Source organism: Nocardia sp. NPDC051833, from assembly GCF_040681225.1.
Taxonomy (GTDB): Bacteria; Actinomycetota; Actinomycetes; order Mycobacteriales; family Mycobacteriaceae; genus Nocardia.
On sequence record NZ_JBFAYK010000001.1, the window covers coordinates 2,073,029 to 2,086,606 of the forward strand.

16 protein-coding genes are annotated in these 13,578 nt (G+C 67.1%); 12 read left to right on the forward strand and 4 right to left on the reverse strand.

The window, feature by feature from the left end; genetic code table 11:
• The first annotated feature begins 9 nt into the window (after positions 1-9).
• From AB0L91_RS09210 to AB0L91_RS09225, 4 genes are all read left to right on the forward strand, one after another.
• On the forward strand, positions 10-1,467 hold the full coding sequence (locus AB0L91_RS09210) for an alanine/glycine:cation symporter family protein (protein ID WP_365008518.1): 1,458 nt from the start codon (positions 10-12) through the stop codon (positions 1,465-1,467).
• Between the two features lie 15 nt (positions 1,468-1,482).
• Entirely contained in the window at positions 1,483-2,328 is an 846-nt protein-coding gene (locus tag AB0L91_RS09215) for a polyphosphate kinase 2 family protein (protein WP_365008520.1), read from the forward strand.
• 73 nt (positions 2,329-2,401) lie between these two features.
• Positions 2,402-3,154 carry a thioredoxin domain-containing protein gene (locus AB0L91_RS09220; protein WP_365008523.1) on the forward strand — a complete coding sequence of 251 codons (753 nt, stop codon included), beginning with the start codon at positions 2,402-2,404 and terminating at the stop codon, positions 3,152-3,154.
• A complete protein-coding gene (locus tag AB0L91_RS09225) occupies positions 3,151-3,717 on the forward strand; it encodes a vitamin K epoxide reductase family protein (RefSeq protein WP_365008525.1) in 567 nt (188 codons plus the stop codon). Before AB0L91_RS09220 ends, AB0L91_RS09225 begins: the two co-directional genes overlap by 4 nt.
• Here the strand turns inward: AB0L91_RS09225 and AB0L91_RS09230 are convergent.
• Complete coding sequence (locus AB0L91_RS09230) at positions 3,714-4,799, reverse strand: trypsin-like peptidase domain-containing protein (RefSeq protein ID WP_365008528.1); 1,086 nt, start codon at positions 4,797-4,799, stop codon at positions 3,714-3,716. The two genes, AB0L91_RS09225 and AB0L91_RS09230, sit on opposite strands and share 4 nt — an antisense overlap.
• A gap of 116 nt (positions 4,800-4,915) precedes the next feature.
• Between AB0L91_RS09230 and AB0L91_RS09235 the strand changes: the two genes are divergently transcribed.
• From AB0L91_RS09235 to AB0L91_RS09245, 3 genes are read left to right on the forward strand one after another with little or no spacing between them, the layout of a single operon-like run.
• On the forward strand, positions 4,916-5,968 hold the full coding sequence (locus AB0L91_RS09235; protein WP_365008530.1) for an NAD(P)-dependent alcohol dehydrogenase: 1,053 nt from the start codon (positions 4,916-4,918) through the stop codon (positions 5,966-5,968).
• Between the two features lie 51 nt (positions 5,969-6,019).
• Complete coding sequence (locus tag AB0L91_RS09240; protein ID WP_365008533.1) at positions 6,020-7,210, forward strand: AI-2E family transporter; 1,191 nt, start codon at positions 6,020-6,022, stop codon at positions 7,208-7,210.
• 7 nt (positions 7,211-7,217) lie between these two features.
• Positions 7,218-7,949 (forward strand): ZIP family metal transporter, encoded by a 732-nt coding sequence (locus AB0L91_RS09245; protein ID WP_357342471.1) that lies wholly within the window; start codon positions 7,218-7,220, stop codon positions 7,947-7,949.
• On the opposite strand, the gene AB0L91_RS09250 is transcribed toward AB0L91_RS09245, so the two are convergent.
• The 3 genes from AB0L91_RS09250 to AB0L91_RS09260 are packed head-to-tail and all read right to left on the reverse strand — an operon-like array spanning position 7,943 to position 10,242.
• A complete protein-coding gene (locus AB0L91_RS09250) occupies positions 7,943-8,506 on the reverse strand; it encodes a TetR/AcrR family transcriptional regulator (RefSeq protein ID WP_365008537.1) in 564 nt (187 codons plus the stop codon). The two genes, AB0L91_RS09245 and AB0L91_RS09250, sit on opposite strands and share 7 nt — an antisense overlap.
• Positions 8,506-8,925 carry a VOC family protein gene (locus AB0L91_RS09255; RefSeq protein ID WP_365008538.1) on the reverse strand — a complete coding sequence of 140 codons (420 nt, stop codon included), beginning with the start codon at positions 8,923-8,925 and terminating at the stop codon, positions 8,506-8,508. The genes AB0L91_RS09250 and AB0L91_RS09255 overlap by 1 nt, the downstream gene beginning before the upstream one ends.
• A 39-nt stretch (positions 8,926-8,964) precedes the next feature.
• Positions 8,965-10,242: a hypothetical protein gene (locus tag AB0L91_RS09260; RefSeq protein WP_365008540.1), complete on the reverse strand. Its 1,278-nt coding sequence runs from the start codon at positions 10,240-10,242 to the stop codon at positions 8,965-8,967.
• A 96-nt stretch (positions 10,243-10,338) separates the two neighbouring features.
• On the opposite strand from AB0L91_RS09260, the gene AB0L91_RS09265 reads away from it, so the two are divergent.
• The 5 genes from AB0L91_RS09265 to AB0L91_RS09285 all read left to right on the forward strand — a co-directional run bounded on the left by AB0L91_RS09265 (position 10,339) and on the right by AB0L91_RS09285 (position 13,532).
• Entirely contained in the window at positions 10,339-10,878 is a 540-nt protein-coding gene (locus tag AB0L91_RS09265; protein ID WP_365008542.1) for a TetR/AcrR family transcriptional regulator, read from the forward strand.
• A gap of 255 nt (positions 10,879-11,133) precedes the next feature.
• On the forward strand, positions 11,134-11,433 hold the full coding sequence (locus AB0L91_RS09270) for a WXG100 family type VII secretion target (protein WP_365008544.1): 300 nt from the start codon (positions 11,134-11,136) through the stop codon (positions 11,431-11,433).
• Positions 11,433-11,735, forward strand: coding sequence for a WXG100 family type VII secretion target (locus tag AB0L91_RS09275; RefSeq protein ID WP_365008547.1), 303 nt, complete (start codon positions 11,433-11,435; stop codon positions 11,733-11,735). The genes AB0L91_RS09270 and AB0L91_RS09275 overlap by 1 nt, the downstream gene beginning before the upstream one ends.
• 5 nt (positions 11,736-11,740) lie before the next feature.
• A complete protein-coding gene (locus AB0L91_RS09280; RefSeq protein ID WP_365008549.1) occupies positions 11,741-13,072 on the forward strand; it encodes a hypothetical protein in 1,332 nt (443 codons plus the stop codon).
• On the forward strand, positions 13,050-13,532 hold the full coding sequence (locus tag AB0L91_RS09285; RefSeq protein ID WP_365008551.1) for a hypothetical protein: 483 nt from the start codon (positions 13,050-13,052) through the stop codon (positions 13,530-13,532). The genes AB0L91_RS09280 and AB0L91_RS09285 overlap by 23 nt, the downstream gene beginning before the upstream one ends.
• Positions 13,533-13,578: the final 46 nt, after the last annotated feature.

The following is a 13,578-nucleotide window of genomic DNA, read 5'->3' on the forward strand; positions in this document are numbered from 1 at the left end:
CTTCGCCGCATGGACACGCTGAACTCGGTCGTCGTCGATGTCAACGACGTGTTCTGGAACTGGCTGCTGATCCCGCTGGTGATCGCGGCGGGGCTGTACTTCACCGTGCGCAGCGGTGTCGTGCAATTGCGGATGCTGCCGGAGATGCTGCGGGTGGTCGCCGAGAAGGGGCAGCCCGCCGCCGACGGCAAGAAGTCGGTGTCGGCGTTCGGCGCGTTCAGCATCTCGGCGGCGGCGCGGGTCGGCACCGGCAATATCGCCGGCGTCGCCACCGCGATCAGTGTCGGCGGACCGGGCGCGGTGTTCTGGATGTGGGCGATGGCGACGCTCGGCGCCGCGTCGGCCTTCGTCGAATCCACGCTCGCCCAGCTGTACAAGCGGCCGGAGCACGAGCCGGGCACCTTCCGTGGCGGGCCCGCCTACTACATGGAGTACGGGCTGCGGCGGCGCTGGCAGGGCCTGATCTTCGCGGTCATCATCACGGTGACCTTCGGTTTCGTGTTCAACGCGGTGCAGTCCAACACCATCGTGGCGACCACGCGGGCATCGCTGTCGGGCCTGGACGGTGACTGGTTCCCGCTCGCGGTCGGGCTCGCGCTGATCATCCTGCTCGGCGTGGTGATCTTCGGCGGGGTGCGCCGGATCAGCCACATCACCGAGGTGCTGGTGCCGATCATGGCGATCGTGTACCTGCTGCTCGGCATCGCGGTGGTGGTGCTGAACATCGACGATCTGCCGCGGGTGATCGCCGATATCGTCGGCGGCGCGTTCGGCCTGCGCGAGGTGGTCGGCGGCGGGATCGGCGCCGCCATCGCGCAGGGCATCCGGCGCGGCATGTTCTCCAACGAGGCGGGCCTGGGCTCCTCGCCGAACGCGGCGGCCGCCGCCGACGTCTCGCATCCGGTGAAGCAGGGGCTGGTGCAGTCGCTCGGCGTCTACTTCGACACCCTGCTGATCTGCTCGATCACCGCGTTCATCATCCTGACCAGCGATCCCGACCTGTCCGAGCGGCGCAGCGCCGACCTCACCCAGAGCGCCCTGCAGCACAGCCTCGGTACCTGGGCCGGACACGTGCTGACCGCCGTGGTGTTCCTGCTCGCGTTCAGCTCGATGATCGGCAATTTCTACTACGGCCGGGCCAATATCGAGTTCATCACCGACCGGCCGCAGGTGCTCACCGCGTTCCGGGTGGCCGTGCTGGTGGCCGTGTTCGGCGGCGCGCTCGGCTCGGTGAGCCTGATCTGGAACCTGGCCGACGTGTTCATGGGCGTGATGGCGCTGGTCAACCTGGCCGCCATCATCCCGCTCGGCGTCGTCGCGTTCCGGCTGCTGGCCGACTACCGCGCGCAGCGGGCGGCTGGCGCCGACCCGGTGTACACGCACCGGCCCGAGATCGCCGACCCGGCCGGTGTGGCCTGCTGGCAGGCAACGATTGCGTCGAGCTTGCCGGTCGATCGCGCGCAGTAGTGGTAGGCATGGGAAATGGCGAAACACTGGGCCGAACCCGTCACCACCGCGCTGCGGGCCGACGGCCAGCGGATCATCGACCTCGACACCTCGGCGACGCCGGGCTTCACCGGTGACAAGGCCCGCGGCAAGGAGCTGCTGACCGAGCGCGCCGCCGTGCTCTCGGACCTGCAGGAGAAGCTGTTCGCGCACGGCCGCACCGGCGGCAAGCACAGCGTGCTGCTGGTCCTGCAGGGCATGGACACCGCGGGCAAGGGCGGCATCGTGCGCCACGTGATCGGCTCGGTCGACCCGCAGGGCGTCGACCACGCGTCCTTCGGGGTGCCGACCGAGGAGGAGAAGCAGCACGACTTCCTCTGGCGCATCCGCAAGCGCCTGCCCGCGCACGGACAGATCGGCGTGTTCGACCGCTCGCACTACGAGGACGTGCTGGTCGTGCGCGTGCACGACCTGGTGCCGCAGTCCGAATGGGAACAGCGATACGGCCTGATCAACGCCTTCGAACACGAGGTCGCCGACGCCGGAACGACCATCGTGAAGGTGGCCATGTTCGTCTCGCTCGAGGAGCAGAAGCGCAGGCTGCGCGAGCGGCTGGAGCGCCCCGACAAGTACTGGAAGTTCAACCCCGCCGACATCACCGAGCGCGGCTACTGGCCCGAATATCAGAAGGCCTACCAGGCCGTGCTGGAGCGCACCAACACCGATTACGCACCGTGGTACGTGCTGCCCGCCGACCACAAGTGGTACGCGCGCCTCGCGGTGACCGAATTGCTGATCGACGCGCTCAACGGCCTGAAACTGGATTGGCCGCCCGCCGATTTCGATGTCGCCGAGCAGCTGCGCAGGCTCGACGAGTCCTGATCGGATCGTTGAAGAAACTCTCAGGTTCGGCCCGCATGATGTCCCCGGTGGGGAGACCACGAACGAAAGGCGTGTGACGACGGTGAGCACGGGCAAGCAGAATCCGCTGGCGGCGGCCGAAGCAGCCGACAGGAAGCGCAAGATCGCGATCCAGGTCGGCGTCGCCGCCGTCCTAGTGGCTCTGGTGGCGGCGATCGGCATCGGCATCGCCGTCAAGAAGTCCGACTCCGACAGCAGCACCACGTCGGCGGCCCAGCTGCCCGCGACCGGCGGTTCGGTGACCGACTCCGGCGCGGTGCGCATCGGCAACCCGGACGCCAAGGTGAAGGTTCGCGTCGTGGCCGACCTCCAGTGCCCGGCCTGCAAGCAGTTCGAGGCCGCCAACGGCGAGGCGCTGGCGCAGGCCGCGGCCGACGGCACCGCCGTGATCGACTACCAGATCATCTCGTTCCTCGATCGCGCGTCCACCACGCAGTACTCCTCGCGCGCGGCCAACGCCTCGTTCTGCGTGGCGAAGTCGGACGCGAGCAAATACCAGAACTGGCTGCAGACCATGTTCGCCAAGCAGCCCGCCGAGGGCACCGCCGGGCTGAGCAACGAGCAGCTGATCCAGATCGCGACCGAGGTGGGCTACACCGATCCCGCGGTGGCCACCTGCATCAACGACAAGCCGTACAACGACTACATCACCCAGGTCACCAAGGAGACCTTGAACAGCGGCGTGCAGTCGACGCCGTCGGTGTTCGTCAACGGGCAGCTCATCCAGTCCGACGCCCTCTTCACCGAGAACGGCATGGCGTCCGTGATCGCCGACGCGGCCAAGTGATCACCGCCCCCGCCCGCTCGGCGTGGCTGCTGCTGATCGCCGGGCTGGCGGGGTGGCTGGCCTCGTTCACACTGACCGTCGAACGCTTCAAGCTGTTCGTCGACCCGAACTACGTGACCTCGTGCAGCATCAATTCGGTGCTCTCGTGCGGGTCGATCATGAAGACCGACCAGGCCGCGGTCTTCGGTTTCCCCAACCCGCTATTCGGCATCGTCGGTTTCTCGGTGGTGGTGACCCTCGGCGTCCTCGCCGTCGTCGGCGTCGGCTTCCCCCGCTGGATCTGGGGCGGCCTCTGGCTCGGCACCGTCCTCGGCGTCGCCGCCATCTGCTGGCTCGTCTTCCAGAGCCTCTACCGCATCAACGCCCTGTGCCCGTACTGCATGGTCGTCTGGGTCGTCACCCCCCTCCTGTTCGCCGTCACCACCCAGGAAACCTGGGGCCGCTCCCGCGGCATCATGGCCATCCTCGCCGAATGGCGCTGGACCCTCGTCGTCGTCTTCTACGCCGTCGTCCTCCTCCTCGTCTTCCTGAAGTTCCAGGACTACTGGCTGAGCCTGGTCTAGTTCGGGGTGCCTTCGGCGAGGACTACGTCGATGGTGCGGGTGGTGCCGTCGGGGGCGGTGATGTCGAGGCGGATGCGGTCGGCGGGTTTGCGGGTGTTGATCGCGGAGCTGAGGGCTCGGGCGGTGGTGATGGGGCGGCCGTCCAGGGCGGTGATGATGTCACCGGTGGTGATGCCTGCGGCGCGGGCGGGTTGGCCGTAGAAGGCCCAGTTGACCTGGGCGCCCGCGGGTTTCGCGTCGACGACCTGGACGCCGAGGGTGGCGGTGGGGCCGATGTGGACGGTCTCGGTGGGGGTGCCGGAGCGGATCTGGGCGACCACTCGCATGGCCGTGTCGATCGGGACCGCGTAGCCGTTGGCCTGCTTCGGTGGCTCGCCGTCGGGGCGCTCGCCGGAGGCCGCGGTGATCACGCCGACGACCGCGCCCGAACTGTCGGCCAGCGCGCCGCCGGACTGCCCGCCGACGACGGGCGCGGCGATCTGCACCATGCCGCGCAGCGATTTGCGGGTCAGGTCGGCGGAGTTCATCGCGACGATGCTCGCGTCCAGGTCGGTGATCGGCCCGGTGACCGAGGTGGGTGCGCCGCCGTCGCCGCCCGCGTCGCCGATGGCCAGCACGTCCTGGCGGATCCGCAGCTCGGCCGACGACCCGAGCCGTGCGGTCGGCAGGCCGGACGCCCCGGTCAGCGACAACAGCGCGATATCGGCGGTCGAGTCGTACCCGAGCACGGTGGCCGCGTAGACCAGCCCGTTCCCGATATCGGTCACCGAGACCTCCTCGGCGCCTTTGATCACGTGATGGCTGGTCAGGATCTGCCCGTCGGGGGTGAGCACGATCCCCGAGCCTGCGGCGGCGGTCCCGAACAGCGTGGCGTCGACGGAGATATTCACCAGCACGGGCTGCACCTGGGCCGCGACCAGCGCCGGGTCCAGCGGAACCTGCGGCGGCGCCTGCACGACCGCGACATAGTCCTCCGCGTGCGGCTTCCACGGAAGTACCAGGTCACCGCGGTATCCCAGAAACGCGCACACGCCGATCAGCGCGACGACCAGCGTCGCGAACACCCGTCCGACAGCGTGCACGCGCCCGTCCTCTCTCGCGAGCCGACACTTCCATTGTGACCCGGATACACAGTCATCCGGTATCGATCCGGCCGCGCCTGTTGGCAAACGACGCATGCGGCGGTAGGCATGACTCCATGAGTACCGCAGCCGCCTACGCCATCCCCGCCCCCGACGGGTCCTTCGAGAAGGTCACGATCGAGCGCCGTGAACTCGGCCCCGACGACGTCCTGATCGACATCAAGTACGCGGGTATCTGCCATTCCGACATCCACACCGCCCGCGACGAGTGGGGCGGCAGCAAATACCCGTGCGTGCCCGGCCACGAGATCGCCGGCATCGTCGCGGCCACCGGCTCCGCCGTGCGCAAGTACAAGGTGGGCGACCGGGTCGGTGTCGGCTGCCTGGTGAACTCCTGCGGCAAGTGCGTGCCGTGTCTGGCCGGCGAGGAGCAGTACTGCACCAACGGCGCCACCTGGACCTACAACACCCCGGTCCCGGAGTCCGTGCAGCCCGGTGGGTACACGATGGGCGGTTACGCGACCCAGATCGTGGTCGGCGAGAGCTTCGTCGTCGCCATTCCCGAGGGCATCGGCCTCGACGTCGCCGCGCCGCTGCTGTGCGCGGGCATCACCCTGTACTCGCCGCTGCGGCACTGGAACGCCGGGCCGGGCAAGAAGGTCGCGATCATCGGCATGGGCGGGCTCGGGCACGTCGGGGTGAAGATCGCGGCGGCGCTCGGTGCCGAGGTGACGGTGCTGAGCCAGTCGCTGCGCAAGCGCGACGACGGCCTGCGGATGGGCGCGCACCACTACTACGCCACCAGCGACCGGGAGACCTTCCGCCAGCTGCGCGGCTCGTTCGACCTGATCATCAACACCGTCTCGGCGAATCTGCCGATCGACCATTACCTGCGCCTGCTCGCGCTCGACGGCACCCTGGTGATCCTGGGCCTGCCCGATCAGCCGATGAGCGTCACCGGTCGCAACCTGGCCGCGTTCCGCCGGTCGCTGGCCGGCTCGATGATCGGCGGTGTCGCGCAGACCCAGGAGATGCTGAACTTCTGCGCCGCGCACGGCATCGGCGCGGAGATCGAGCTGATCTCGGCCGACGAGATCGATTCCGCCTACGAGCGCGTCGTCGCGAGCGACGTGCAGTACCGCTTCGTCATCGATACCGCGACCATCTGAGCCCCGCGCGCCAGCGCGCGGAAATCGGCGCGTCCTCGGTACCGTGACGTGGTGGCCGACGACGAATCGACTTCTGGTCCCGCCGCACCGGCGACCGGCCCCGCGCTGCCCGCGTTCTGGACGGTCCGCACGCCGCCGCGCTGGCTGCCGCGGTCGCTGCTCTACGCCGCGCTCGCCGTCGCCGGGCTGATCGCGGCGTTCTGGATCCTCGGCAAACTGCAGGGCCTGCTGACCGTGCTGCTGGTCTCGCTGTTCCTGGCGTTCGCGATCGAACCCGCGGTGAATTGGCTTGCCGCCCGCGGTGTTCGGCGCGGCGCGGGCACCGGCGCGGTGTTCGGGGTGCTGCTGCTGGTGATCGTCGCGTTCGTGTGGACGCTGGGCGCGCTGCTGATCAGCCAGGTGACGATGCTGGTCGCCAACGCGCCCGGCTATGTGCAGGACGTGGTCGACTGGATCAACAAGACCTTCGACCAGGACCTCTCCGGCGACGACCTGACCAAGTACGCCTCGGAGTGGAGCTCGACGATCGAGGGCTACCTGGTCGGGCTGGCCGGAAACGTCTGGGGCATCGGCACCGTCGCGATCGGCGCGATCTTCCAGCTGCTCGGCGTCTTGCTGTTCACCTTCTACTTCGCCGCCGACGGCCCGCGCTTCCGCACCTGGGTGTGCTCGCTGCTGCCGCCCAGGCAGCAGAAGCACGTGCTGCGGGCGTGGGACATCGCGGTCGAGAAGACCGGTGGCTACATCTATTCGCGCGCGCTGCTGGCACTGTGTTCGGCGATCGCCCACTATGTCGCGCTGCGGGTGCTCGATGTGCCGTCGGCGTTCGCGCTCGCGCTGTGGGTCGGCGTGGTCTCGCAGTTCATCCCGACCGTGGGCACCTATCTGGCAGGCGCGCTGCCGGTGCTGGTCGCGCTGGTGCACGATCCGATCAGCGCGCTGTGGATCCTGCTGTTCATCGTCGGCTACCAGCAGTTCGAGAACTACGTGCTGCAGCCACGGATCACCGCGACCACCCTGGACATGCATCCGGCGGTGGCCTTCGGCGCGGTGATCGCGGGCGCGGCGCTGCTCGGGCCGACGGGCGCGCTGCTGGCCATCCCGGTGACCGCGACGATGCAGGGTTTCGCTGGCGCCTATGTGCGGCGCTACGAGGTCGCCGAGGACGCCGAGACCCCGGCGCCGCCGAAGAAGAAGCGCAAGTCCAAGCAGCCGGAGCCCACCGACCAGGCCGAGGAGTAGGCCGGTCATGGCGATCCTGCTGTCTCTGGTGTCGATGCTGTCGACGCTGTTCGGCGGCTTCGTCGCCATGCGGATCGGCGACCGCAGGCACCTGGTGCTCGGGCTGGCCGCGGGCGTCATGCTCGGGCTGGTCGCCTTCGACCTGATCCCGGAGGCGCTCGAACAGTCCGCGGGCGAGGTGTACGGCGTGCCGGTGGTGCTGATCGCGGCGGTGGCCGGATTCCTCAGCATCCACATCATCGAGCGCGCGGTCGCGATCCACACCGGCCACGAGAGTGAATTCGGCTCGCACCACCACGGATTCGAGTCGGTCGGGTTGCTCGCCGCGGCCGGCCTGATCTTCCACAGCACCCTGGACGGTTTCGGCATCGGGATCGGTTATCAGGCGGGCGCGACCGTCGGCCTGTCGGTCGCGATCGCGGTGATCTGCCACGACTTCGCCGACGGCTTCAACACGTTCACCATCCCGACGCTGTACGGCAACGCCCGCAAACGTGCCCTCACCCTGCTCGGGCTGGACGCCATCGCCCCGGTCGTCGGCGCGATTCTCGGCACCCTGATCCACGTGCCCGAGGAATGGATCGGCCTGTACCTCGGCTATTTCGCCGGTTTCCTGCTCTACCTGGCCACCGCCGACATCCTCCCCGAGGCGCACGCCGAGCATCCGTCCCGGCTGACCCTGCTGAGCACCGTCACCGGCGTCGCCGCGATGTTCGGTGTCGCCGCGATCAGTCACTGAACCAGGCGCACAACGGCTTCCACCGAGGAATCGACCAGGGCATCGTCGAGCGGCAGGTGACCGAACAGCGCGCGGAAGTAGATCGGCGCGGCCACCACGTCGAGGACGAAGTCGAGATCGATGTCCGGGTCGACCTCGCCGCGCGCCATGCCCGCGCGCAGGGCGGCCGCGGTGCTCGCCCGGCGCGGTTCGAAGACCGTCGCCAGGAAGTGCGCGCGCAGCTCGGGGTCGTTGGCGAGGTCGGCGACCAGCGCGGGCAGTACCCGATCGAGCGAGGTGTCGCGCAGCGCCGCGACCAGATCACGCAGGGCCACGGTGAGATCCGCGCGCAGGTCGCCGGTATCGGGGGTCGGACGCACCCCCAGCGCGTCGGCCACCACCGCGACCACCAGGTGCCGCTTCGACGGCCAGCGCCGGTAGATCGCGGGCCGGTGGATCCCCGACCTGGTCGCCACCTCGCCGATGGACAGGTCGGCGTAGCCGTTGTCGTCGAGCACCTCTCGGGTCGCGGCGAGTACCGCGGTGTCGATCCGATCCTCGCGCGCGCGGCCCGGCATCAGAACACCGGCCGCGGCACGAGCATGACGATCCAGCCGTCCGGATCGGGAAAGGCCATGCCGCCGTTGGCCGCCCAGTACGGGTTCTCGGCCGGAACCGGCTCGGCGCCGAACTCGCCGAGTCGGCGGACCGCGTCGAACATCGCGGACTCACCGTCGAAGTAGAGCACCAGCAGGTTCTCGGCGCTCGGTGCGGCGCCGGGGCTGCCGTCGACGTGGGTGGTGAATTCGAGGTGGTAGTCGGTGCCGGGCAGGCCGAGCATCACCCCGTCGTAGCCCGCGTGGTTCTCGAAGCGGTATAGCTCGCGCAGCCCCAGCCCGTCGACGTAGAAGCGCACCACCTCGTCGAGCCGGTCCGTCGGGCGGGCGATCCGGACCTGCGCGACGCGCAGGGAATCCGGCCAGGTCGTGGCGTCCATGCCAAAACAGTACAGTACGTACCGTATTGAAACCAGGGTTCAGGTCAGATCGTGCAGCAGCTCGGTGAGGGTGAGGCGGAGCTTGTCCATGCGGGAGCGGCTGTAGAGGGCGGTGTCGTATTCGAGCTGGAGGGTGAGGCGGCCCGCGATGGTGAAGACGGTGAGCTTCGGCGGCATGGCCGGGCCCATGGCGAAGACGTCGTCGCGCAGGAAGGCGAGGTCGTCGGGGAACGAATGTGGCCGCAGGCGGCCGATATTGGAGATGGCCAGGGTCGGCGGGGTCGCCAGCAGGGCGGCGGTGAACTCGTCGGCGACCCGCTGGACGGCGAGCGGAAAGCGGGCGGGTTCGCGACGATCCAGTCCGGCGCGCAAGCCGTCGTCGACCAGCCGGGCCAGTTCGAGCGGACCGGCGTCGTCCGCCGCGCGCACGAGCAGGCCCGAGCCCGAGGCGTAGTTGACCATGGTCTCCACCGGCACCGGCGGCCGCACCGCGCCGCGCACATCGGCCGCGTAACCGAAGAACAGCGGCAGCGGGCCCGGCTCCGCGAACCGGGTGCGGACGGCGGCCAAGGCCACGCCGCTGACCACACTGTTCACCGAAACCCCCTGCTCGCGAGCCACTGCCACGAGATGGGCGGTCGCCTCGGCGGTCAGCTCGATGCGCTGCATGGCGAATCGGCCCAGCGGGTCGGCGCCCGTGCCGTCGCCGTCGCGGGGCAGCATGCGCGGGGCGTCGCCGGGCCCCATCGTCGTCGCGCCCGCCCGCAGATCGTCCAGCCACGCCTCCGCGTCGGCCGCCGTCACCACCTCGGCCAATCGGGTGTCCATCGCGGCGGGCAGACGCTGGTCCGGGTCCGCCTGCGGCACAACACCTCCGGTCACATGCGCGGTGTAGTGGCGCCACAGCCGATCCAGCAGCGCGAATCCCGATCTGCCGTCGGAGATGCCGTGATGGACGACGAGCACGATCTGCTGCCGCACCCCGGCTCGCAGCAGATACGCGCGGAACAGCCCGTCGCGCCAGTCCTGCGGCGTGTTGAGCAGCGCGAGGTACTCGGGCTCGTCGCCATCGAGCACATCGAAGCGGGGACGGAAACCGTCGTCACGAACGAGCCGGCCGTCCGCCACCCGGCTGCGCAACAGCGGGTGCGCGGCGGCGAGTTCGTCGAGCACCCGGCGCAGGACCGCGAGGTCCAGCGTGCCGTAGACGGTGGTGCCGAGGAACAGCGGCATGCCCGCGGTGGGCACGGTGCCGAGCGTGGTGCCGGTGCCGAAGTAGGTGGATTCGAGGAAGGAAATCGGGCGCTGAGCGGTCATAACGCCAACATACAATCGTTTCAAACACTTGTCACTGACGTCTGTTTGAAACCGATGTCACAAACAGGCGTATGCCCACCTTGCTATCGTGCCCGGGTGGGAACCCGAGAAGATCTGCTCGACGCGGCCAAGCGCTGCCTCGCCGAACGCGGCTACGCCCGCACCACCGTGCGCGATATCGTCGCCGCCTCCGGCACCAACCTGGCGGCCATCAACTACCACTTCGGCACCCGCGACAAGCTGCTGCAACAGGCGATGCTGGAGTCCAGCGCCGCCGCGGTGCAGCACATCCTGGACTCACTGCCCGCCGACGACCCAGCCGACCCCACCGCCCGCCTCGAGGACTTCTGGCAGCGCCTGATCACCTCGTTCGGCGAAGACCGCGCACTCTGGCAGGCCAACGCCGAATGCCTCAACCAGGCCCTGCACTCCCCCGAACTGCGCGCCGAGCTCGCCACCGCGCAGGAACTGGCCCGCACCGGCCTGTCCCAGTCCTTCGGCGCCGACAGCGATATCGGCGCGGTCCTGCAGACGATGATCGGCGGCCTGCTCCTGCAATGGCTGATCGACCCCGACCACGCCCCGACCCCCACCCAGCTCACCGCGGGCGTACAGGCCCTGCCCCCCCGGACATGACACGGGCGCACCGAATTCCGGCGCACCCGTTCGGTATTCGTCCCATTCTGCGGCGGATCCGGACTCGGCGGCCAGTGCCCGCCTGCGGGCAGTAGATCGCCTGTACCTACCGCCATGTTCGTGGTACCACCCTCATCTATTGACCCACCTTGTCTGTTGCAGCCCCATCCTCGCCGCGTATAGGCTCGCTTCGATGGCGTGAGGTTGGGGGGACGCGTGGCGGGTGAGAGTGATACGCCTGGAACAGTTTTCGCGATGGTTCCAGCCGAGGTGAGCGATGCCGGTGTCTATATCCAGCAGGTCGCGGAGTCGCTGATCAACGGACTCAGCACGCTCGACCGCGAGGTATCGACCGTCCTGGACAACTGGAGCGGTGCGGCAGCGGAGGCATTCGAGGACGGCTGGACTGAGACCAAAAAGGGTGCCACAGACGTACTGAACGCCCTCACAACGATGGGCGAACTACTGGGCACCGCCAGCAAAACCATTGTTGGCCAAGATATCTCGAACTCAGATGCTTTGAGCTCGCTCAACCTACCGCAATTGAACATGTGATGGCCGACGACTCCCGCGACTTCACCTTCGACATCGATGAGTTGGACCAGCTGATCAGCCGCGCCAATGGATTCATCGGCTTCCTCACCGAAAGCCTCGACGCCATCAACGACCGAGTCGCCGCCATGCAGCAGAACTGGCAGGGGACCGCTGCGGAGGCTCAAGAGCAAGCCTACCGAGAATGGGCTACCGGGGCTGCAACGGTATTTGAAGGACTCACCCAGATGTACAACGCCACGGTCACCGCCCGTGACGCCTACAGTGCTGCAGCGGCAGCCAACCTGAGAATGAGCGGTGGCTGACTTCTATGGGGGCAATTTCGCCGCAGTCCTACGAAAGCGCGGCCACGGCGTGCTACGACTTATCGAAGAAATTCCAAACCGTCTACGCAACGCCGCAAACCGTACTCTTGGAAACAAATGCGATGGCCGGCGGCTACGAAGCGGTCAAGGCGTGGTCGAAATCCTACGACGACCGTGCTGCCGCGTTGACAATGGTTGCGACCAACTTCGCGCGAGCGCTGCAACACTACGGAGACATACTGACCGCGTCCAGTTACAACTGGAAGTCCGCAGAACACACAGCCAACCGCGACCCCAACAAAGGTGCCCCACCGTCAGCGCCAACCGGCATCCCGACCGAACTCCCCTACGGCGCGGGAACAGTAGTCGGTATCGCGTCATCAGGAGCCTACACCAACGGACTTCAGACAGACTGGACGGAGCTGCAGGACAAGGTCACAACCCTCGTCACCGGGGGCCAAGTTCCGGACGGAGATACCGACAAGCTCGCACGCGCAGCAACAATGTGGAAGACCTTCGCCAATTCAGACCCTCTTGAATATGGCGTGGCACGACTTCTAACCGTTTCCTCCGGACTGGAACAAGGCTTCGGCACCAAAGTCCCAGAAGACATCCCGAACCATACGGCCAATCTTCGCAAGCTCGCCGAGAAACTCCGCGAGATCCGCACCGCCTCCCAAGACATCGCCAACGCAGTTGAAGCCCACAACACAGCCTTGACGAAAATGCGTTCGGATATCAATACTCAGTTCGCGGCGGTGGTTACCGTCACCGCGATATCAATCGGGCGTTCGGCGGTAGACGTCAAAGAGCAACCAGCGAAGGAAAAGGCGCCGAGCAAGCAGCAGTCGCCCAACGAAAACAAAATCGAGATAGACATCGACTTCCTCAACGACGCCGCCTGGGCCATAGCCGGGCCCGCCAACACATTCCTCACCACCCTCAGCACCCTCAGCTTCTCCACGGCCGAGCTACTAAACGGCGACCTACTGACCATAGTCGGGTTGGAGATTGTGATAAACTCCCCCGATGACGGCACCCTCGGCGGGGATGACCCCGTCACACAGGACGCCGCAAGAAAAATTGCCGAACATGCGAATGGGCGCGCGCAACAAGGAGATGGGACACACTACGTCTCCGGCGTTTCAGCAACAGGGTTGGCCGAGTACGTGCGCAAAGTTCTCGATGGCGAAATAGCAACCGAGCAGAGATATCTCAGAAATGGCCGGACTGCATACTGGGATAACGAAAGGGGTGCGCTGATAATCGAGGACCCACCCGCCGGAACTGTATTCACGCCGACAGATGGCAAAGATGCATTCGATGATCTCAAATAGAAACAAGGATATCGATAAAATGCAATCCGGCTCCAATTTCACCATTGATGCACCGACCTTCGAGATCATCTACCAGCTCACAAAAGAGATTCCCAACTTCCGCAAACCTCTAATGTCCGAGCCAGGTTGGACATCTGAAATCGAGAAGTTTCTATTAGATGTCGTGCGCTCAGTACCCAGGGATCTCGATCCGACGTCACGGGTAAGAATCGCGATCGTCGAGGGCACCGGAACCTTCCCCGCACAGCCGCCCAGGCCGGACCTGCCACTGGCGGCAGGCGAGGAGGCGGTTCGAGACGTTCCCCGGCAGGTCAGTGCGCTGTGGCCACGCCTTCTCGATGTCGTATGGGCAAAATTGGGCCCGTTGGAAGCTCGCTACCGTACCGGCTACCGTGAACCAGAAATAGTCGGCGCTTTAGCGACCTTCACCGCAGGGATCAATTCGGCTTTGGAAAGCTGAACAAGTCGCACACAACGAACGGGCGCACCGGAAACCCGGTGCGCCC

Excerpts from the sequence above, each read along its gene's own strand:
- AB0L91_RS09210 (WP_365008518.1), top strand. The coding sequence starts at position 10 with ATGGACACGCTGAACTCGGTCGTCGTCGATGTCAACGACGTGTTCTGG.
- AB0L91_RS09285 (WP_365008551.1), top strand. The coding sequence starts at position 13,050 with ATGCATTCGATGATCTCAAATAGAAACAAGGATATCGATAAAATGCAA.
- AB0L91_RS09280 (WP_365008549.1), top strand. The coding sequence starts at position 11,741 with ATGGGGGCAATTTCGCCGCAGTCCTACGAAAGCGCGGCCACGGCGTGC.
- AB0L91_RS09275 (WP_365008547.1), top strand. The coding sequence starts at position 11,433 with ATGGCCGACGACTCCCGCGACTTCACCTTCGACATCGATGAGTTGGAC.
- AB0L91_RS09255 (WP_365008538.1), bottom strand. The coding sequence starts at position 8,925 with ATGGACGCCACGACCTGGCCGGATTCCCTGCGCGTCGCGCAGGTCCGG.
- AB0L91_RS09250 (WP_365008537.1), bottom strand. The coding sequence starts at position 8,506 with ATGCCGGGCCGCGCGCGCGAGGATCGGATCGACACCGCGGTACTCGCC.
- AB0L91_RS09270 (WP_365008544.1), top strand. The coding sequence starts at position 11,134 with ATGGTTCCAGCCGAGGTGAGCGATGCCGGTGTCTATATCCAGCAGGTC.
- AB0L91_RS09215 (WP_365008520.1), top strand. The coding sequence starts at position 1,483 with ATGGCGAAACACTGGGCCGAACCCGTCACCACCGCGCTGCGGGCCGAC.
- AB0L91_RS09260 (WP_365008540.1), bottom strand. The coding sequence starts at position 10,242 with ATGACCGCTCAGCGCCCGATTTCCTTCCTCGAATCCACCTACTTCGGC.
- AB0L91_RS09245 (WP_357342471.1), top strand. The coding sequence starts at position 7,218 with ATGGCGATCCTGCTGTCTCTGGTGTCGATGCTGTCGACGCTGTTCGGC.
- AB0L91_RS09235 (WP_365008530.1), top strand. The coding sequence starts at position 4,916 with ATGAGTACCGCAGCCGCCTACGCCATCCCCGCCCCCGACGGGTCCTTC.